Consider the following 19,808-nt stretch of genomic DNA (forward strand, 5'->3'; position numbering starts at 1 on the left):
GGGCAGGGATATCACAGGCGGAGAGAGGGCCGACCAGTCGGCCCCACCGCGGACGGACACCCTCCTCTCAGCCCACCGCCACCGGCGACGACCCGCCCGCCACGACCTTGCGGGCTGCGCCGGTGCCGTCCGCGGGGACGCTCCAGATGTCGCTCCTACGACCGCCGCCCGCACCCGGCAGGGCGTACGCGACGGTGCTGTTGTCCAACCAGGCCGCCTGGTCGTCGACGCTGCGGGTCTCGGCGAGCGCGGTCTCCCGCATGGTCCGCAGATCGAGGACGTACAGCCGCCACGGCGCGGACGGCTCGTCGGACACCTTCTTCTTGAAGGCGATCCTGGTGTTGTCGGGCGACAGGGACGGACACTCGGCGTTCCGCCGCAGCGCCTTCGCCGACCAGTGCTTCATGTCGCCCGCCACGAGGTAGGTGCGGCCCTTGGTGGAGACCGTCGCGTAGAAGCGGTTGTCGTCGCGGGCGAAGGTCATCCCCCAGTAGTTGAGGTCGGGGGCGTGATGGCGGACGCCGTCGATGGTGAGAGGGATCTCCTCCATGGACTTGATGAGGTAGCCGGTGCGCAGGTCGAGGACGGCGGTGCGGGTGGAGAAGGCGGTGGTGGCGTAGGAGTCGCCGGTGGCGAACACCGTCCAGGCCAGCATCCGCCCGGAGGCGGAGACACGGGCCCGGGTCGGAATGCCCGGCACAGTGATCCGCCGCACCTCGCGCAGCCGCCGGTCGAGCACGATCGCGTACGTCCTCGGCAGCACCCCGGGCTTGGCACGCAGGCAGAGCGCGGTGCCCCCTGCCGCGTAGAACCGGTCGCAGGCGGGGCCGCCGGCGGTGCGGGCAACGGTGGTGCCGGCACCGGGAGTTGCGGCGCGAGGCTGGTGCGCGACGCGTCCGGTGGCCGTGTCCCGGAAGTACAGTGCGGGCCCGCCGAGGGTGAACGAGGCGTCGGCGCCGGCCTGTTGGCCGCCCGCGCGGGTTTCGGCGTGCAGTGCGTACCCCACGGAACCGGCCGCGAGGAGCAGTACCGCGGCCACCAGGACGGCGATACGTGCCCGGGGTCCGAGGGGGCTCGGGGGTCCGGGGAGTCCGGCAGTCATACGGTCCGCCTCTCAGGTGTCTGATCCACTGGTGGCCCTGCAGAGGCCGGGGTGCGCGGCAGCAGTGCCCAGCCGCCCGCGAGGGCGGCGAGCAGGATCGCTGTCGCCGCCCAGAGGGCGGGGCTCGGCCCCCACACCGTCCACGCGGCGCCGAAGCCCGCCGCGGCGAGCATGCGCGACAGCACCTGACCGGTCTGGAGCAGGGCGAGCCCGCTCGCGCGGCCGTCCGTGGGCAGCACGGATCCGGCGAGGGCCATCAGCACCCCGTCGGTGGTGGCGTAGAAGACGCCGAGCAGTACGAGGACCGGTGCGAGGACGAGCAGGGGTGGGCCGGCGACGGGGGCGAGGAGCGTGACGTACACGCCGAGCAGCGCGAGGTGGCCGGACAGGAACGGGATGCGTCTCCCGATCCGGTCCGCGACACGGCCGGCCGGGACGGCGAGCAGCAGGTAGCACGCGGCCGCGCCGAGCGGCAGCAGCGGGAACCAGCCGACAGGGAGATGGAGTCGGTGCTGCAGCAGGAGGTAGACGAAGGCGTCACCGATCGTGGCGGTGCCCAGCAGCGCGGCGGCCCCCAGTATGCGCCGGAAGGCAGGATCTCGCAGGGCACCGAATGGCTTTGTCCTACGTGGAGTTGGGGCCGGAAGCGGTGATACCGGTCGGTGCCCGGGAACGTACAGGACGAGGAGCAGCACGCCGAGCAGGCCGACGCAGAAGCTGACGACGAACACCGCGTCGTAGGCGTCGGCGGTCGCGCCGAGCAGGGCGAACGCTGCGAGCGGCCCGAGCAGGGCGCCCGTGGTGTCCATGGCCCGGTGCACACCGAAGGATCGGCCGAGTGCGTCGGGCGGGCTGTTGAGGGTGATCAGGGCGTCGCGGGGCGCGGTGCGGATGCCTTTGCCGATCCGGTCGGTGGCCAGGGCAGCCGCGATGCCGGTGGCGGCGCCGCCCGCGAGCAGCAGGCCGAGCCGGGAGCAGGCGGAGAGGGCGTAGCCGATTCCTGCGACCCGTTTGTGCCGGTGGCCGCGGTCGGCGGCGTGTCCCGCGAGCAGCCGTACGATCGCGGAGCCGCCGTTGAACAGGCCGTCCAGGAAGCCGAATTGGAGGGGTGAGAGACCCAGTCCGAGGACGAGGTAGAGCGGTAGCACCGCGGTGACCATCTCCGAGGAGATGTCGGTGACGAGGCTGACCGCGCCGAGTGCCAGGACGGTGCCGGGGACGCGTCGGCCCGTTCCGCCGGTGGCGGGCGGGGCCGACGCGTCCCGGCGGCCTGTGGTCGCCAGGTACATCAGTGGCAGGTGTACTTCGGGCTGGTGTCCTTGGTCTGTCCGTCGGTGCCGACGTAGGTCCAGCCGTAGCCGGAGTCGGTGAAGTCCAGTTTCAGGACGCCGTATTGACCGCTGATCCGCTTCTGGCTGTTGGGCTGGACGTTCTCGATCGGGTAGGGCTCGGCACCGCCCATCCCACCGACGATCTCGGTGATTCCGTCGGCCGTGGCATGTCCGTCGGGGTCCTGCGGGGCGAAGCGCTCGTAGTGGTGGTCGTGGCCGTTGAGCACGAGGTCGGCCCGGGCGCCGTAAAGGATCTTCCAGACCGGCTTGCTGACCGGGTCGTTGCCGTGTCCGCCCGAGGAGTACAGCGGGTGGTGCCAGTAGGCGGCGATGCACGCCTTGCTGTTCTGGGTGAGGTCGGCCTTGAGCCAGTCGATCTGGGCGCTCTGGTCGAAGGAGTTGGAGTCGAGGGCGATGAAGTGCCAGTTGCCTTCGTCGAAGCTGTAGTAGCTCTTGCCCTGGGGGTAGGCGATCGCCCCGAAGTACGCCTTGTAGCCGACCAGCGAGCCTGCCGGGTCGTACGTCTCGTGGTTGCCCGGCACCGGGTGCGTCTTGCCCTTGAAGGCGCCCCAGGTCTTGTCGTAGTAGGCGCGATAGTCGGCGATCCGGGCGTCGTCGTACTGGTTGTCGCCCATCGTCAGATAGAACTTCGGGTTGATCCGCTGGGCCAGCGCCGCGGTCTTGGGGTGGGCGCAGCCGCTGTCGGAGGCGGTGCACTGCGCGGCGATGTCACCGGCGGCGACCACGGTGAAGGCCCCGGTGGGCGGGGGCCCGTCGTCGAAGGTGCCGTACACCTCGACCTCGTACAGCGAGTAGCCGTACGAGGTGCCACGTGCGGTGCCGTACACGCGCAGGTAGCGGCCCTGGCCGGAGAGGCCGGACCAGTCGTCGGTGCCGCCGTTGCCGGCTGTCTCGCTCGCGAGGCGGGTCCAGGTGGTGCCGTCCGCAGAGATCTCGACCCGGTAGGCCTTGGCGTACGCGGCCTCCCAACGCAGCGCCACCCGTGTGACGTCGGCGGTGGCGCCGAGGTCGACGCGTATCCACTGGGGGTCCTTGCCCTCGGCGCTCGCCCAGCGGCTGGCCGGGTCGCCGTCGACGGCGTTCTGCGGACCGAGGCCGGAGCTCTCGGCGGAGGAGGCGGTGGGGCTGCCGCGTGAGATGAGGGGATCGGCGGCGGCGCCCGCCCGGTCGGGATAAGCGAGCAACAGGCCGCCGACGAGGAGGAGTACGGCGGCGACGATCACGCCCACCGTACGGCGCCGCGCGGGCGTGAAGGGCGGAGCTGAGGCGTTCAGGCGCATCCCTGAAACTCCCTGGCCTTGGAGTGGCGAGAGCTGGACACCGGTGCGTGACCGCCCGCCCCGACCGGTGTGCGGGCAGGGGGGCGTCACGGCGGCCGGGTCAGAGCTCTCGCTGAGCGCGTCATGCCCATATGCGTCGGGCACCGCGCCGAGCCACCGCCGGGGATGCTAGCGAATAGGAAACCTTCTTACCAGTCCCCGGCGTTCATCGATCTCCCCCGGGTCAGTCGGTGCCGAACTCCATCGCGGCGCGGTCGAGCATCTGGTCGTCGTCCTCGACCGTGCCACGGGAGGCGATGATCTCGGCGCCACCCTCGGGCATCGCACCGATCAGCCCGGTGGAGGCGGCCTGGGCGGCACCGATGAGCGTCGCGTGCGTGTTGCCGACGATGCCCAGCCCGGCGTACTGCTCCAGCTTGGCGCGCGAATCGGCGATGTCCAGGTTGCGCATGGTGAGCTGGCCGATCCGGTCCACCGGGCCGAACGCCGAGTCCTCGGTGCGCTCCATGGAGAGCTTGTCCGGGTGGTAGCTGAACGCCTGTCCGGAGGTGTTCATGACCGAGTAGTCCTCGCCGCGGCGCAGCCGCAGCGTCACTTCGCCGGTGACCGTCGTACCCACCCAGCGCTGCAGCGACTCGCGGATCATCAGCGCCTGCGGGTCGAGCCAGCGGCCCTCGTACATGAGACGGCCCAGGCGCCGGCCCTCGTTGTGGTACTGCGCCAGGGTGTCCTCGTTGTGGATCGCGTTGACCAGACGCTCGTACACGGCGTGCAGCAGCGCCATGCCGGGCGCCTCGTAGATACCGCGGCTCTTCGCCTCGATGATCCGGTTCTCGATCTGGTCCGACATGCCCAGGCCGTGGCGTCCGCCGATGGCGTTGGCCTCCATCACCAGGTCGACCGGGGAGGCGAACTCCTTGCCGTTGATCGTGACCGGGCGGCCCTGGTCGAAGCCGACCGTGACGTCCTCGGCGGCGATCTCGACCTCGGGGTCCCAGAACCGCACGCCCATGATCGGGTCGACGGTCTCGACGCCGGTGTCCAGGTGCTCCAGGGTCTTGGCCTCGTGGGTGGCACCCCAGATGTTGGCGTCGGTCGAATACGCCTTCTCGGTGCTGTCGCGGTAGGGGAGGTCGTGGGCGAGCAGCCACTCCGACATCTCCTTGCGGCCGCCCAGCTCGTGAACGAAGTCCGCGTCGAGCCACGGCTTGTAGATGCGCAGGTGCGGGTTGGCGAGCAGGCCGTAGCGGTAGAACCGCTCGATGTCATTGCCCTTGAACGTCGAGCCGTCGCCCCAGATCTGCACGTCGTCCTCGAGCATCGCCCGGACCAGCAGGGTGCCCGTGACGGCGCGGCCGAGCGGCGTCGTGTTGAAATAGGCACGCCCGCCCGAGCGGATGTGGAAGGCACCGCATGTGAGCGCTGCCAGGCCCTCCTCCACCAGCGCCGCGCGGCAGTCGACCAGACGCGCGATCTCGGCGCCGTACGCCGACGCACGGCCGGGCACCGACGCGATGTCGGGCTCGTCGTACTGGCCGATGTCGGCCGTGTAGGTGCACGGGACGGCGCCCTTGTCGCGCATCCACGCGACCGCGACGGAGGTGTCGAGGCCCCCGGAGAAGGCGATGCCGACGCGCTCGCCGGTGGGCAGGGAGGTGAGAACCTTAGACATAGGAAGAGTATGCGCCATCACGCATGATCATGCAATATCGACCCGGACGGAACAGCCCCGGACGGAACAGCTCGATGATCGGAGCGGACCCCGCATGACCCTCGCAGAAACGCGCCGCCTTCTCGTGCAGGCCCGCGGCGAGCCCTCCCCCGTGTACGAGTCGTACGAGTACGGCTACGGGCCGTACCAGGACTGGACGCACGACGAGGACATCGACACGTTCACCGGCCACGTGCCGTTGGACGAACCCGAGCTGGGCCTCCCGGAGGATCTCGCCGAGACCCTGCGCTCGTGGTCGCTGTCCCGGCCGCCGGAGGGGTCCGACTCCCGGGCGGAGCTGAGCGAGCACGTCAAGCAGGGCGCTGCGGTTGCCCACCGCCTGGCCAGGCATCTGGGCCCGGCAGCGGCTGTGCGCTACTGGGACGAGCAGCACAGCAGGTCGCACGGGATCTGCTGGGGCTGCGACCGTCCGCACGCTGAAGGCGACGGCCACGGCAGGCCGCCGCACCCGGTCCACATCGAGGTCGACGGCGAATACCGGTTCGCCCCGCTGCGCTCCGACGGATTCGGGGACTTCTTCCCCGACGATCCCGCCGCCGCCCTCCACCTGTCCGAAGAGTTGAACACCGCCCTGTACGCGTGGGCGGGCAGGATCAACACCACCCTCGACCTGCTGATCCGCGACCGCGACGAGGCCAAGTACGACGACGAGTGGCAGCGGCTGTTCCGCGAAGGCAAGGATCTGGCGCGACTGGTCGCCCACGAGATCGGCCCCGCCCGGACGGTCACCTACAAAGGCCTGGCGCACGGCGGCCCGACCGTCCTGACGTCGGTCACCTGGCAGGGTGACCGGGAGTTGTAGACGCGGGTCGGGCGCGACCGGCCCCGTGCGGGTCCGGGCGGCACGCCGCCCGGACCCGGCGTTGACCGGGCCCGTCAGCGGCCCATCAACGCGAAGATCCCCCAGCCCAGGTATTCACGCTCGTAGCGTGCGTAGCGGGCGGGTCCTTCGGTGAGTTCGGCCCGTATCTCGGCGGCCAGTTCGTCGTCGGGGTTCCGGTCGAGCCAGCGACGCAGGTTGAGCCACTCGGCCGCCCGGTAGCGGTCCCAGCTGTCCTGGTCGGCCAGCACCATCTCCACGACGTCGTACCCGAGACTGCCGAACTGCTCGATCAGCTCCGGCAACGACCGGAAGTCGCTCTCACTGACGGCATGGCACGCTTCGAGGGTGTCCTGGTCCGGCGGCTGCCGACGCCAGTACGGCTCGCCGATCAGCATCACCCCGCCTGGGCGGAGGCTGTGGCTGAGCAACTCGACCGTGCCGGCGGCGCCGCCTCCGATCCAGGTGGCGCCGATGCACGCGGCGAGATCGACCGGCTCGTCCGCGATGTAGCCGGCGGCGTCGCCGTGGACGAAGTCGACACGGTCGGCGACCCCCAGTTCGGCGGCACGGGCACGGGCCTTCTCGGTGAACACCGTGCTGATGTCCACCCCGGTGCCGGTGATGAGGTGGTCGCGGGCCCAGGTGCAGAGCAGCTCGCCCGACCCGCTCGCGAGGTCGAGCACACGCGTCCCGGGCTCCGGGTCGAGGGCCCGGCCCAGCGTGGCGAGTTTGTCAGTGGTGATCGGGTTGTGGACGCGGTGACTGCTCTCGCGGATGGTGAAGATACGTGGAAGATCCACAGAAGTGATTCCTTGGGTTCGAAGAGATCCTGGCGTTTTCGGAGGACAGCCGGTCACTGTCGGCCGCCGCTGCTCGGACCGTCATCACATGCACCCCGCCAAAGCGTGGGGACCGCGAAAACCCTGCCGCCTTCGCACCCCTGTGGACTTCGAACCCGGGCGACGCTAGGACGCCACGGGCCGAGGTGTCCACTGGTTTTCGCCGCCGACGTCGCTCCCACGCCTACGAGTTCGGTACCCGCGGCTGCCTCGGTCGGGGGTTCCCACTCCCTACCCTCATCGTCGAGGATGAGCCGCATGACCAGCCCCAGCAGAAGAGCGCAGTTGTTCACCGCCGAGGAGAACGACCCCCGGTTCAGCGGTCCCGCGACGGGCGACGAGCGGCGCATGCTCGTCGACTTCCTGGGAGCTCAGCGCAGGACGCTGGAGCTCAAGTGCGCGGGCGTGGAAACGGAGTTGGCCCGTCGGGCAGTGGAACCGTCCACGCTCTCCCTGCTCGGCCTGGTCCGGCACCTCGCCGATGTGGAGCGCCGCTGGTTCCGGCAGGTTCTGGCCGGGCAGGACACGCCGCTGCTGTTCTCCTCACCGGCCGCCCCCGACGGGGACTTCGACGGTGCGGTGGCCGACCCGTCGGGTGTCGCGGCGGCATGGGAGGCCTGGCATGCCGAGGTGGCGTTCGCCGAGCGCTTCGTCGCCGAGGCGCCCGACCTCGACCTCGTGGGCCACGACGGATGGCGCGGCAAGGTGTCACTGCGCTGGGTGCTCATCCACATGGTCGAGGAGTACGCCCGGCACAACGGACACGCCGACCTGCTGCGTGAGCGGATCGACGGCGCGACTGGTGTCTGAAGCCCCCGCCGGGCGCCGCGGGGCTCGATCGCGGGCGCCGTTGCGTCAGGGCGCGCGTTCCGTGAGCCCGCCACCGCCCGGGTCCCTCGCCCTCACCCCACTCGCCTCGTGCATGATGCGCTCATGAGCGACCGCAAACCCATCCGTGTCCTGATCGCCGACGACCAGGACATGGTCCGTACGGGCTTCCGCTTCTTCCTCGACGCGCAGCCGGACATCACCGTGGTCGCCGAGGCCGGCGACGGTGAGGAAGCCGTGACGCTGGCCCGGCGGCTGCGGCCCGATGTGTGTCTGCTGGACATCCGCATGCCCAAACTGGACGGGCTGGAGGCCACGCGTCTGCTGGCCGGGCCGACCGTCGCGGACCCGCTGCGGGTCGTGGTGGTCACGACGTTCGACCTCGACGAGTACGTCTACGGCGCCCTGCACGGTGGGGCCTGCGGCTTCCTGCTCAAGGACTCCGGCCCGACGCTGCTGGCCGAGGCGGTACGCGCGGCCGCGAACGGCGACTCGCTGGTGTCCCCGTCGGTCACCGTACGGCTGCTCAAGCACCTCACCGCCGCACAGGCACCGAAGCCCGCCGCCCCGCCGCAGCCCCAGGACCCGCTCACCGACCGCGAGTTGGACGTCGTACGCCTGGTCGCCCTCGGCCACACCAATGCGGAGATCGCCGCATCCCTGTACGTCTCCCTCTCCACGGTCAAGACGCACCTGGCCGGCATTCAACTCAAGCTCTGCGCGCGCAACCGCGTGGAGATCGCCGCGTGGGCCTGGCAGACCGGCCACGCCGGTACCCCCGGCGCGCAGTGACGAGGGCCTCACTTCGGTCAGCAGTGGTCCGGCGCGGGTGAAGCGGCGTACTGCGAGCCGATCCGGTACGCGCCCGGCCGGGCCACCGTCAGCCGTGTGAACTCGCCGTCGGGGGCGAGGCAGCCGCCGTCGACGCGCAGCCACGGCGAGTACGCGACCCGCAAAGTCGCCGAGCCGGATGCCGGCACGTGGACGTCGACCTCGGCGCTCGTGGTCCGGACGACGGAGGCAGGCGCCGACACCAGCGGCACCGCGTCGCGCACCCGGTAGACCCGCCAGTGAGCGTCCTGCCACACGGGCTCCAGCCAGTCGGGCCGGTGCTCGCGGACCAGGCGTGCCTCGTCCTCGGCGTAGCCGTCGGGTTCGGCGAGCGGCAGTACGACGTAGCCGACGGCCCAGCGGTCCAGCCAGGTCCGGTAGGTGGTGGCCGAGAAGGTGCCGTCGTAGAAGAGGCGGTCGCGTTCCATGTCGAGCTGACGGTTCCAGCCGCGCGCGAGGCTCACGTGCGGGGCGAGTGCGGTGGCCTCACGATGGTCGCGGGCCGGGACCGCCTCGACCCTGGTGCGGTCGGCGCCGAGCCCGTCGAGGGCCCGTACGACGCCGTGTGTGTCCGCCGCCCACGCCGGCACGGCCGCGCTCACCCTCAGATCGGAGATGGTCTTGACGCCCACCCAGCCGACGGAGAAGACCAGGGCGGCGATCAGGAGGCCCCGCGATCGCCGCGCCGGTCGCGGGGTGCTCAGGAGCGCCGCGAGCAGCGCCGCCGGGGCGAAGAGTGCCGCGAGCCGCTCGATGTTCGTGCCGATGGGCGAGGGGATGAGATAGACGAGCACGGTTCCGGCCGCGTAGACGGCACCGATCCGGCGCGCCACGCGCCAGCCGCGAGGGGCCAGGACGGTGACGGCGAGGCCGAGCGACGCGGGCGCCCAGATCCGATCGGCCGGCATCAACTGCTCGCCGGTGAACGGGAAGAGGAGCGTGGTCGTGGCGACGACCCCGGCGGGCGGGACCAGCAGCGCGAGGGCGCGCCTCCAGTCCCGTACGAGAAGGAACGCCGCGCCCATGACGGCCAGGAACAGCCCGGCGACCGGACTGGCCATGGTCGCGAGCGCGGCGTACGCGCCGGCGAGGACCAGGCGTCGTTCACGGGCGAGCAGCAGACAGGCGGCGAGGCCGAGGGCGACACCGAGCGCGAAGGTCGTACGGCCCGAGGCGACGTTGCACCACAGCGCGAACGCGGCGAGCAGCGCCGGACCCAGCGGGCGCCGTATGCCGGTCCGGGTGATCAGCACCGCGGCCAGCCAGGTGGCGGCGATCCCGGAGACCACGGTGACCGTGCGCACGCCGACGGCGGCCATCAAGTACGGGGAGAGGAGGCTGTAGTTGGCGGTGTGCATGCCGCCGTACCAGGACAGGTTGTAAGCCGATCCCCCGTTCTGCGCCGTGAACTCCGCCCACGCCTCCTGCGCCGCGAGGTCACCGCCGCCGGTGGCGAGGCACGCCCACCACACCGCGTACAGGACCAGCATCGGCAGCGTGGCGAGGAGGGGAACGCGGTGGCGTTTCCAGCGTCCTGGCGCGGCGCGCGGCGCGAGTGGGGCGGGTGCGGGATGGGCCGGCGCCGGTTGAGCAGATGCCGGTTCGACCGGTGCCGCTTGGGCGGGAAGCGGTCGTTCGACGACCGGGTGGACGGGGTCGGCTGTGTGGGTCACGGGCATCCTGGGGATCACGGGAGTCGGCTGTCGCCATCGTGGCTCTGCGCCCTCAACCCGTGCCTGGCCCGAACGGTCATGGCCGACCGGCCCGCAAACCCTTCACGTCAGCCATTCGGCCGATCCAGCCGAGGCGGCCCTCCCCTCCCGTCGTCGTCGCGAACGCCGTGCGCAACGCGCCGCTTCCGACAACTGGCCTGGAACCAGCAGTACTTGAACAGCGCGGCCTGTTGAGTCATACGGTCACTTTGGCGACGAACGCGGCGACGTTGGCGACGGTCCGCTGGATCTTCTCCTCCAGGGTGAGCGACTCATGGAGCCGCGCCCCGATGCCCGCGTCCTTCTTGCCCCGCACATACAGCGAGCAGGCGAGGTCGCTGCATATGTACGCCCCGACCGAGTTGCCCTGCTGTCCGGCCTTTCCCGCCTTCGGGGCGACCATCAGCGAGACTCCGCCGGCATGGGTGGTCAGGCACATCGAACACATGCTGCGCCGCAGCTGCCCGGAGACAGAGCTCGGGCAGCGCAGCGCCAGAGCCCTCGGGCGCCCGTCCAGCTCGGTGACGAGGTAACCGCGGTCAGGGGCCTGCGGATCTCGCCAGCCGAGGTAGTCGAGGTCGTCCCAGGGCCGGTCGGCCAGATCGCGCGGGACGGCCAGGCGCTTCGCCTCGCCCTTGGTGCAGTTGACGAACGCGGCGCGGATCTCTTGCTCGGTCAGCGGCTTCATAACAACCACGCTAATTTGCCTAAACCTTATAGGCAAATACATAATCCCTTCAGGCAAGCGAAGGAGAGGCCATGGCACGTGCAGGACTGAACACCGAACGCCTGGTCCAGGCGGGTGCGGAACTGGCGGACGAAGTCGGTTTCGACCAGGTGACCGTCTCCGCGCTCGCACGGCGGTTCGACGTCAAGGTCGCGAGCCTGTACTCCCACCTCAAGAACTCCCAGGACCTCAAGACGGGGATCGCCCTGCTCGCGCTGGAGGAACTCGCCGACCGGGCCGCCGACGCCCTGGCCGGACGGGCCGGCAAGGACGCACTCGCGGCCTTCGCGAACGTCTACCGCGACTACGCCCGGGAACACCCCGGCCGCTACGCCGCGGCGCAGCTCCGGCTCGATCCGCAGGCGGCGGCCGCGAGCGCGGGCGGCCGGCATGCGCAGATGACCCGGGCCATCCTGCGCGGCTACGACCTGACGGAGCCGGACGAGACACACGCCGTGCGGCTGCTGGGCAGCGTCTTCCACGGTTACGTCAGCCTGGAGATGGCCGGGGGCTTCAGTCACAGTGCTCCCGACTCGCAGGAGACCTGGCCGTGGATCCTGGATCGACTCGACGCCCTGCTGCGGACCTGGCCCACGCCCTGACCTCCGCCCTCCACGGCACCGCGGACCGTCGAAGGACAGCCACGCCTTCTCGGTTCGCCTCAGCCGACCGGCGTCCGGCTGCTCCGACCGAACCGGGCACCTACTTCGGACACCCTCATCAACTCCGGCATCCCATCAACAGGCTGAGACCATGACCGCCACGCACCAATGGATCACCACGCCCGTCACCGCCGACCTCCTGCGCGGCGCCCTCGACGTGGAACGCACCCCACATGGCGTCCTGCCGCACCGGTTGCCCGCCCGGGCCCGCGCTCAGAGCACCGACGGGCAACTCGCGATGGCCGAGGCCCAGCCCTCCGGCGTCCGGTTGGTCTTCCGCACCCGGGCCAGGGCCCTGGAACTGGACACCCTGCCCACCAAGCGGGTCCACGTGGGCGCCCCGCCTCGTCCGGACGGCCTGTACGACCTGCTCGTCAACGGCCGCCTGGCCGGTCAGTCCGGTGTGAGCGGCGGCAACACCCTGACCATCGACATGGCCGAGGGGACCTTCGAGCACCGGCCCGGCCCGGTCGGCACCCTCCGCTTCACCGACCTGCCCCACGGCATCAAGGACGTCGAGATCTGGTTGCCCTACAACGAGAGCACCGAACTGGTCGCGCTGCGCACCGACGCCCCCGTGGAGCCCGCACCGGACCGGGGCCGCAAGGTGTGGCTGCACCACGGGAGTTCGATCAGCCATGGCTCCGACGCGGCGAGTCCCACCACCATCTGGCCCGCCCTCGCAGCCGCCCTCGCAGGTGTGGAACTCGTCAACCTGGGGCTGGGCGGCAGCGCCCTGCTCGACCCGTTCACGGCCCGCGCCATCCGGGACACTCCCGCCGACCTCATCAGCCTCAAGATCGGCATCAACCTCGTCAACACCGATCTGATGCGCCTGCGCGCCTTCACCCCCGCCGTCCATGGCTTCCTCGACACGATCCGCGAAGGCCACCCCGGCGCACCGCTGCTGGTCGTCTCGCCGATCCTGTGCCCCATCCACGAGGACACGCCCGGCCCCAGCGCCGTCGACTTCACCGCACTCGGCACCGGGCGACTGCGGTTCCGGGCCATGGGCGACCCCGCGGAACGTGCGAGCGGAAAGCTGACCCTGGGCGTCGTCCGCGACGAACTGGCCCGGATCGTGCGGCAGCGGGCGGCCGAGGACGCGAACCTGCACTACATCAACGGACGTGAGCTCTACGGCGTGGCCGACTTCGCCGAGCTTCCGCTGCCCGACGGACTCCACCCGGACGCCGCCACTCACCAGCGTCTCGGCAGGCGCTTCGCCGACCTGGCCTTCGCTGCCGACGGACCCTTCGCCGGCAGCGACGTCTGAGGCGACAGGCGAGGACGGCTCAGGACTTCTGCACCACCACCGTCACCGTCCACTCCTGAAGGCCCTTGCATGCGATGTGGACGGGGTCGGTGCCGCACACGGGGCGGGACGAGGTGAGGTGTGCCGTGCCGGCGGATGTCGCGGTGAAGGCGGCGGTGGCGTCACCGGGCTGGATGACGATGCCCGCGTTGGTGGCTTCGAGGGCGTCGCCGGTGGCCGAGACGGGCTTCCAGGCGCGTTTGGTGGTGCCGTCCAGGGTGATCCGCAGGACGCCGCCCGCCGCCAGGCACACCGTGCGGCCCGTGTCCTCGGCGGTGAGCGACGACTCCGGCACGCACCCTTTCTCGCCGGCCGTCGGTGACGACGACGGCGCTTTCGACGGCGCCTTCGACGGTGTCACGGCGCTGCTGCCGGAGCCACTGTCGCCGGACTGCGTGCCGCAGCCTGCGAGGAGAAGGGCGGATGCCGCGAGGGCGAGGACGGTGGTCGGGCGGGGGGTCGTACGGCGCATGGGTTGGCCTCCTTTCCCCTGTGACGTGCCACGAGCCGATCAGGATCCACTGACCTGCGCAACGCTTGTGCAACGGGTGACGGAAGAGGGCTTCCGCCGGCGCAGTGTGGGCTGACGCGTCGGCGCAGCGCGGGCCGACGCTTCGGTGCAGGCTGGGGCGCACGCTTCGTCGCGAGGCGGGACGGGCCCTGATTTCCCGGGCCCGCCCCGCCTTCGCACACCGGCTGGCTCTCCCTTACGTCCCGGCAGGCTCCGCGTCCGGAGTCGGTGGGGCCAGGTACTCCTCCGTGATCTCCTTCGGGCCGAAGGGCCACACCTTCTCCAGGCGTGCCCAGACGACGTACGCGACGCAGCCGAGGGCGACCCAGGCGAGGGACCATTCGATGGGGTGGCGGCCCGGGGAGTTCTTGTCCGCGTAGCCGTAGATGGTCAGCCAGCCGGCGAGGGCGATGAAACTCGGCAGCGGGTAGAGCCACATGCGGTACGGGCGGCGCAGGCCCGGCTGGCGTCGGCGCAGCACGGAGAGGGCGAGGATCTGGGCCAGCGCCTGGACGATCACCATGACCGTGGTGAGGAGCTGGATGAGGGTGGCCAGGTCGGTGTGGCGCCCGATGAGGAAGCCGATCGCCGTGACGACACCCATGGTGGCGAGGCCCAGCATCGGGAACCGGTGACGGGGGTGCAGCTTGGCGTACGGGCGGAAGAAGACGCGTTCGCGTGCGGCGTCGTAGGGGACGCGGGAGCCGCCGAGCAGGCCGGTGAAGACCGAGGCGAAGGCCGTGATGAGGATGAGGACGGTGACCGTGTCGGCGGCGCCCTTGCCCCAGGTCTTCTCCAGTACGGCGGAGGCGACGGAGGTGGAGGCGATGTCGCCGGGGTCGGTCATCCGGCGCCAGTCGATGACGCCGAGCGTGCCGATCTGCAGCAGCAGGTAGATCGCCATGATGCCGAGGATCGAGAAGATGATGGAGCGGGGCAGCGTGCGGCCCGGGTCCTTGATCTCGGCGCCCATGTAGGCGGTGGTGTTGTAGCCGAGGTAGTCGTAGATGCCGATGGTCAGGCCCGCGGCGAAGCCGAGCCAGAAGTGGTTGCTCGCGAAGTCGAAGGCGTGCGCCGGGTAGGTGAAGGCCAGGTGCGGGCTGAAGTCGCTGGCCGCGGCCAGGATCACCAGCAGGACCGAGGTGATCATGACGGCCCACATCACGGCGGTGATCCGTGCGATGTGCTCGATGCCGCGCCACAGCAGCACGACCACCAGGGCGACGATGCCGAGTCCGACGAGGTCACCGGTGGTCTCGCCCATGTCGGGCGCCAGGTAACCCAGATATTGGACGAAGCCGACCACGCCCGTGGACATGATCAGCGGAATGAAGAGCATGGCCGTCCACACGAACAGGAAGGGCATCAGGCGCCCGGTGCGGTACTGGAAGGCCTGGCGCAGATAGACGTAGCTGCCGCCGGATCCGGGCATCGCCGCGCCCAGCTCGGCCCAGATGAGTCCGTCGGCGAGCGCCAGCAGGGCGCCCGCGACGAAGCCGATGACCGCCTGCGGGCCGCCGAAGGCGGCGACCATCAGCGGGATGGTCACGAACGGCCCGATGCCGCACATCTGGCTCATGTTGATGGCGGTGGCCTGGAACAGGCCGACGCGGCGGACGAAACCGCCGGTGGGTGGCGGGTTTTCGGACATGGAGGCCTCCTGAAGCAAGACACGGGGAGGGGTACGGCGGGACGGCCGACGTCGGTCGACGGCCGTCGGATCAAGGGCGGCGGGTATCCGGCCGGCGCTGGGCTCCCCTTGGCTCGCCCGGCGAGGCTGACTGGGCGATAAAGTTAAGGAGCCTTACTAGATGCGTCAAGAGGGTGCCACGTATGCGTGAGAATGGTGCGATGCCCGACAGCGACGCCGCAGCGCAACCCGAACAGCCCTGGAACCGTCAGCGGCTGCGGAGCTCCAACGAGCGGCTGCTGCTCGACCGGCTGCGTACCACGGGTGCCGCCTCGCGCGCCCAACTCGCCCGCGACACGGGCCTGTCGAAGCCCACGGTCTCCAGCGCCCTCGCCTCTCTGGCCGGGGCCGGACTGGTCCACGAGGTCGGCACCCACGCACCTGAACGCGGCCGGGTGGCGGTCCTCTACGCCCCGGACCCGGCCGCCGGGTACGCGCTGGGCATCGACATCGGCCGCGGCTGGCTGCGCGTGGCGGTCGCCGATCTCGACGGCGCCGTGGTCGCGCGCGCCGACGTGCGCAACCGCGCACGCACCTCCGGCGCCATGGCCGACCTGGTGGTCTCCACGGCACACCAGGTCGTCGCCAACTCCGGCGTGAAGCCCGACGAGGTGGTGCACGCGGTCGTGGGCACACCGGGTGTGTACGACGAGAAGCAGCGCCGGGTGCGCTACGCGATGCATCTGCCCGGCTGGGGCCGCGCGGGCCTGTTCGACCGGATGCGCGAGGAGTTGGGCATTCCGCTGGAGGTGCACAACGACGCCAACCTCGCCGCGCTGGGCGAGTACACCTACGGCGTGGGCGCGGGGAGCCGCCTCTTCACGTACATCATGATCGGCACCGGGCTCGGCATGGGCGTCGTCAGTGAAGGCCGACTGTTCACCGGAGCGCACGGCGGGGCCGGGGAGATCGGATTCCTGCCGTGGCCGGGGCGGCACAAGCCGGACACGCTGGAGGACGCCGTGTCGGGGGTGGCCGTCGTCGAGGCGGCGCGGCACTTCGGGATGACCGGGCAGCTCACCGCGAAGGCCGTGTTCGACGCGGCACGGCAGGGGAACCCCGCCGCGGTCAAGGCGGTTGGGCTGGAGGGTGAGCGGATCGCGCACACCGTGGCGGCCGCGGCCGCGGTGCTCGACCCCGACCTGGTGGTGCTCGGCGGCGGCGTGGGCCACAGCCTCGACCTGCTGCTGCGTCCGGTGCGCGAGACCCTGCGCGGCCTCACACCGCTGCGCCCCAAGATCGTACCGAGCCGGCTCGGCGAGGACGCGGTGCTGCTGGGCGCGGTGGCCACGGCCCTGGGGACCGCGCGCGACGTGGTGTTCGAGCGGCGCTCGGCCTCGTAACTCCGGCTTGTGCGGCCACTCTTGCCTCCCCTCGCGCGGGACTCTTCCGCCAGGCGGCGGTCTCCCCTCCGGGCGCGGTGGTGATTGACATGGTCTGCTCTGCGGCTTAGCTTGTGGGCCTAGTTAGTAAAGTTTCCTAACTTGATTGGTCGCGGACTCGCTCACCCGCCCCTGCTGTGCCCAGCCCCCGCCCCCTGACCCGCAGTGCCGAAGCGCGGATGCTCCCCCACCTCCCAAGGAGACCACCGTGTTCCACCGCCCTGCCTCCAGACGGCGCTTCGCCACGGCCGCCGTCGCCCTCGCCCTGCTCGGCACGCTCACCACGAGCGCGTGGACGGGCGGCCATGGCAACGGAGAGCCTCACTCCCCCACTCCTCGCACTACCGCCGTCGCTTCAGCGCCGGGAAGCACCACCGCGCTCTCCGGATACGCGATCCAGTCGACGGCCGAGGTCACCGACTCGGCGGCCGCCGTCTCCAGCCCCGGCTACCCGACGGGCGGCTGGTATCCGGCGGGCCCGCGCTCCACCGTTCTGGCCGCGCTGCTCGCAGGCGGAAAGTATGCGGACCCGTTCTACTCGACCAACCAGCAGAAGATCCCGAAGGCCGACTTCGACGTCCCCTGGTGGTACCGCTCCGACTTCACCGTCGCCGACACCTCCGAGCGCACCCAGCTGGACTTCAGCGGGGTGATCTCGGCGGCCGACGTCTATGTGAACGGCCGGCAGATCGCCAAGGCCGCCGACGTGGCGGGCGCCTACACCCACCACGAGCTGGACGTCACCTCACTGGTCCGGGCGGGCACGAACACGGTCGCCTTCCGCATCCAGCCCAACAATCCGAACAAGAACCTGACCATGGGCTGGATCGACTGGCTCCAGCCGCCGCCCGACGAGAACATGGGCATCGTCCGCGACGTCCTCGTGCACCGCGGCGGCCCGGTCGCGCTCCGCGACGCGCACGTGGTGACCAGGCTCGACGTACCGTCCCTGGCCTCCGCGGATCTGACGGTCAAGGCCCGGGTCCGCAACGACTCCGACGCCCCGGTCACCGCGACGGTCTCCGGCACGATCGGCTCGCTGGCCGTCAGCAGGACCGTGCCCCTCGCGGCGCACGAGACGAAGCCGGTCGTCTTCGCGCCGGCCGACTTCCCGCAGCTCCGTCTGACCTCCCCGAAGGTGTGGTGGCCGGCGGGCATGGGCGAACAGCCGCTGTACGGCCTCGATCTGACCGCCTCCGTCGCCGGCACCGTCTCGGACACGGCCCACGAGCGCTTCGGCATCCGGGACGTACAGGCGCCGCTGAACTCCGACGGAGCACGGCAGTACCGCGTCAACGGCCGCAAACTGCTCATCAAGGGCGGTGGCTGGTCGCCCGACGAGTTCCTGCGCTGGGACCGGACCTACGTCGAGGACCGGCTGAAGTACGCGCTCGACCTCGGCCTCAACACCATCCGTCTGGAAGGCCACATCGAGCCGGACGAGTTCTTCGACCTCGCCGACCGGTACGGCATCCTCACGCTTCCCGGCTGGGAGTGCTGCGACAAGTGGGAGGGCAACGTCAACGGCGGTGAGTCCGGTGACAAATGGACCGCGGCCGACTATCCGATCGCCAAGGCGTCGATGGCCGCCGAGGCCGCACGTCTGCGCGACCACCCGAGCGTCATCTCCTTCCTCATCGGCAGCGACTTCGCTCCCGACGCGACGATCGAGAAGAACTACGTCGACGCCCTCAAGGCCTCCGACTGGCCGACCCCGGTGGTCGCAGCCGCCTCCGACAACTCCGCACCGATCAGCGGCAGTTCAGGCATGAAGATGTCCGGCCCCTACGACTGGATCCCGCCGAACTACTGGTACGCCAAACGCGAGGGCGGCGCCACCGGCTTCAACTCCGAGACCAGCGCGGGCCCCGACATCCCCACGCTCGACACCCTCCGCCGTATGCTCTCCCCCGCCGAGCTCGACACCCTCTGGAAGAACCCGAACACCAAGCAGTACCACCGCTCCCCGTCGTCGACCTTCGGCACCCTCAAGCTCTACGACGACGCCCTGACCGGCCGCTACGGCGCGCCGGCCGGCCTCACGGACTACGTACGCAAGGCCCAGCTCGCCCAGTACGAGAACGTGCGCGCACAGTTCGAGGCGTACGGCCGCAACGCGACGGACGCCTCCAAGCCGTCCACCGGAGTCGTCTACTGGATGTTCAACAGCGGATGGACGTCACTGCACTGGCAGTTGATGGACCGATACCTCGACCAGGGAGGCGCCTACTTCGGCGCCAAGAAGGCGAACGAGCCGCTGCACATCCAGTACTCCTACGACAGCCGCTCCGTCGTGGTGGTGAACAGCCGGCATGCCGCCGCCTCCGGACTCACGGCCAGGGTGACGCTCTTCAACACCGACGGCTCACAGCGGTACGACAAGTCGGCGGCCGGTCTGAGCGTGGGCGGGGACGGCGCGCACAGTACGGCGCTCACCGTGCCGTCCTCGGTCAGCGGCCTGTCGACGACCTATCTCGCCCGCCTGACGCTGACCGACTCCGCGGGCCGGGAGGTCAGCCGCAACGTCTACTGGCTCTCCACCAAGCCTGACACCCTCGACTGGGCCAACACCGACTGGTACTACACGCCGACGACCAGCTACGCCGACCTCAAGGGGCTCAACTCCCTTGCACAGGTACCGATTACGGCCTCCGCGTCGACCGATGCCGGAGCGGACGGCACGTCGACGACGACGGTCACCGTACGGAACGTGGGCAGCGACAGAACTCCCTCACTGCTGACCGACGTCCACCTGGTGGACGCGTCGGGCAGGCCGGTGCTGCCCGTTCAGTGGTCCGACAACCAAGTCAGCCTGTGGCCGGGCGAGTCGGCGACGCTGAAGGTCACGTACCGCACCGCGGACCTGCACGGGTCCGTGCCGCACCTGCGGATCTCCGGGTGGAACACACCGGAGAGGACGGTCACGGCGGCCAAGGTGCCGAAGCAGCGGTAGGAGCGAAGGACTGAGGGACTGGAGAGGCGGGCCCGGACGGCGGGCCCGCCCCCTCGATCAAGTCGGCAC

16 protein-coding genes are annotated in these 19,808 nt (G+C 70.6%); 7 read left to right on the forward strand and 9 right to left on the reverse strand.

Annotated elements, in window-relative coordinates:
* Positions 1 to 67 precede the first annotated feature (67 nt).
* From ABZS97_RS09410 to argG, 4 genes are all read right to left on the reverse strand, one after another.
* Positions 68 to 1,102, reverse strand: coding sequence for a hypothetical protein (locus tag ABZS97_RS09410; protein WP_356135432.1), 1,035 nt, complete (start codon positions 1,100 to 1,102; stop codon positions 68 to 70).
* The gene (locus ABZS97_RS09415) at positions 1,099 to 2,391 is read right to left on the reverse strand and encodes an MFS transporter (RefSeq protein ID WP_356135434.1); all 1,293 of its coding nucleotides are present in this window, start codon (positions 2,389 to 2,391) and stop codon (positions 1,099 to 1,101) included. The genes ABZS97_RS09410 and ABZS97_RS09415 overlap by 4 nt, the downstream gene beginning before the upstream one ends.
* Positions 2,391 to 3,734 (reverse strand): discoidin domain-containing protein, encoded by a 1,344-nt coding sequence (locus ABZS97_RS09420; RefSeq protein WP_356135436.1) that lies wholly within the window; start codon positions 3,732 to 3,734, stop codon positions 2,391 to 2,393. Before ABZS97_RS09420 ends, ABZS97_RS09415 begins: the two co-directional genes overlap by 1 nt.
* A gap of 223 nt (positions 3,735 to 3,957) precedes the next feature.
* The gene (argG, locus tag ABZS97_RS09425; protein ID WP_356135438.1) at positions 3,958 to 5,406 is read right to left on the reverse strand and encodes an argininosuccinate synthase; all 1,449 of its coding nucleotides are present in this window, start codon (positions 5,404 to 5,406) and stop codon (positions 3,958 to 3,960) included.
* A 94-nt stretch (positions 5,407 to 5,500) separates the two neighbouring features.
* Here argG and ABZS97_RS09430 point away from each other — a divergent pair, with 94 nt between their 5' ends.
* Positions 5,501 to 6,268, forward strand: a complete 768-nt coding sequence (locus ABZS97_RS09430) for a hypothetical protein (protein WP_356135440.1) — start codon at positions 5,501 to 5,503, stop codon at positions 6,266 to 6,268.
* A 74-nt stretch (positions 6,269 to 6,342) separates the two neighbouring features.
* On the opposite strand, the gene ABZS97_RS09435 is transcribed toward ABZS97_RS09430, so the two are convergent.
* Positions 6,343 to 7,089, reverse strand: coding sequence for a class I SAM-dependent methyltransferase (locus ABZS97_RS09435; protein WP_356135442.1), 747 nt, complete (start codon positions 7,087 to 7,089; stop codon positions 6,343 to 6,345).
* 297 nt (positions 7,090 to 7,386) lie between these two features.
* Between ABZS97_RS09435 and ABZS97_RS09440 the strand changes: the two genes are divergently transcribed.
* Entirely contained in the window at positions 7,387 to 7,938 is a 552-nt protein-coding gene (locus ABZS97_RS09440; RefSeq protein WP_356135444.1) for a DinB family protein, read from the forward strand.
* Positions 7,939 to 8,061: 123 nt separating this feature from the next.
* On the forward strand, positions 8,062 to 8,748 hold the full coding sequence (locus ABZS97_RS09445; protein WP_356135446.1) for a response regulator transcription factor: 687 nt from the start codon (positions 8,062 to 8,064) through the stop codon (positions 8,746 to 8,748).
* Between the two features lie 17 nt (positions 8,749 to 8,765).
* On the opposite strand, the gene ABZS97_RS09450 is transcribed toward ABZS97_RS09445, so the two are convergent.
* Together ABZS97_RS09450 and ABZS97_RS09455 are read right to left on the reverse strand one after the other, a co-directional pair.
* Positions 8,766 to 10,460, reverse strand: coding sequence for a glycosyltransferase family 87 protein (locus ABZS97_RS09450; protein WP_356135450.1), 1,695 nt, complete (start codon positions 10,458 to 10,460; stop codon positions 8,766 to 8,768).
* 235 nt (positions 10,461 to 10,695) lie between these two features.
* On the reverse strand, positions 10,696 to 11,187 hold the full coding sequence (locus tag ABZS97_RS09455; protein ID WP_356135452.1) for an FBP domain-containing protein: 492 nt from the start codon (positions 11,185 to 11,187) through the stop codon (positions 10,696 to 10,698).
* Between the two features lie 71 nt (positions 11,188 to 11,258).
* Here ABZS97_RS09455 and ABZS97_RS09460 point away from each other — a divergent pair, with 71 nt between their 5' ends.
* Positions 11,259 to 11,828, forward strand: a complete 570-nt coding sequence (locus ABZS97_RS09460; protein WP_356135453.1) for a WHG domain-containing protein — start codon at positions 11,259 to 11,261, stop codon at positions 11,826 to 11,828.
* A gap of 151 nt (positions 11,829 to 11,979) precedes the next feature.
* Complete coding sequence (locus ABZS97_RS09465; protein WP_356135454.1) at positions 11,980 to 13,164, forward strand: GDSL-type esterase/lipase family protein; 1,185 nt, start codon at positions 11,980 to 11,982, stop codon at positions 13,162 to 13,164.
* A 19-nt stretch (positions 13,165 to 13,183) separates the two neighbouring features.
* Here the strand turns inward: ABZS97_RS09465 and ABZS97_RS09470 are convergent, their stop codons facing one another.
* Positions 13,184 to 13,675 carry a hypothetical protein gene (locus ABZS97_RS09470; RefSeq protein ID WP_356135456.1) on the reverse strand — a complete coding sequence of 164 codons (492 nt, stop codon included), beginning with the start codon at positions 13,673 to 13,675 and terminating at the stop codon, positions 13,184 to 13,186.
* A 235-nt stretch (positions 13,676 to 13,910) separates the two neighbouring features.
* Positions 13,911 to 15,365 (reverse strand): APC family permease, encoded by a 1,455-nt coding sequence (locus tag ABZS97_RS09475; RefSeq protein WP_356135457.1) that lies wholly within the window; start codon positions 15,363 to 15,365, stop codon positions 13,911 to 13,913.
* Between the two features lie 200 nt (positions 15,366 to 15,565).
* Here ABZS97_RS09475 and ABZS97_RS09480 point away from each other — a divergent pair, with 200 nt between their 5' ends.
* Together ABZS97_RS09480 and ABZS97_RS09485 are read left to right on the forward strand one after the other, a co-directional pair.
* Positions 15,566 to 16,747 carry an ROK family transcriptional regulator gene (locus ABZS97_RS09480; RefSeq protein WP_356135459.1) on the forward strand — a complete coding sequence of 394 codons (1,182 nt, stop codon included), beginning with the start codon at positions 15,566 to 15,568 and terminating at the stop codon, positions 16,745 to 16,747.
* 247 nt (positions 16,748 to 16,994) lie between these two features.
* Complete coding sequence (locus tag ABZS97_RS09485) at positions 16,995 to 19,739, forward strand: sugar-binding domain-containing protein (protein ID WP_356135461.1); 2,745 nt, start codon at positions 16,995 to 16,997, stop codon at positions 19,737 to 19,739.
* The last annotated feature ends 69 nt before the right edge of the window (positions 19,740 to 19,808 follow it).

The organism is Streptomyces sp. NPDC005485, assembly GCF_040606085.1.
In the GTDB taxonomy this organism is placed as follows: Bacteria; Actinomycetota; Actinomycetes; order Streptomycetales; family Streptomycetaceae; genus Streptomyces.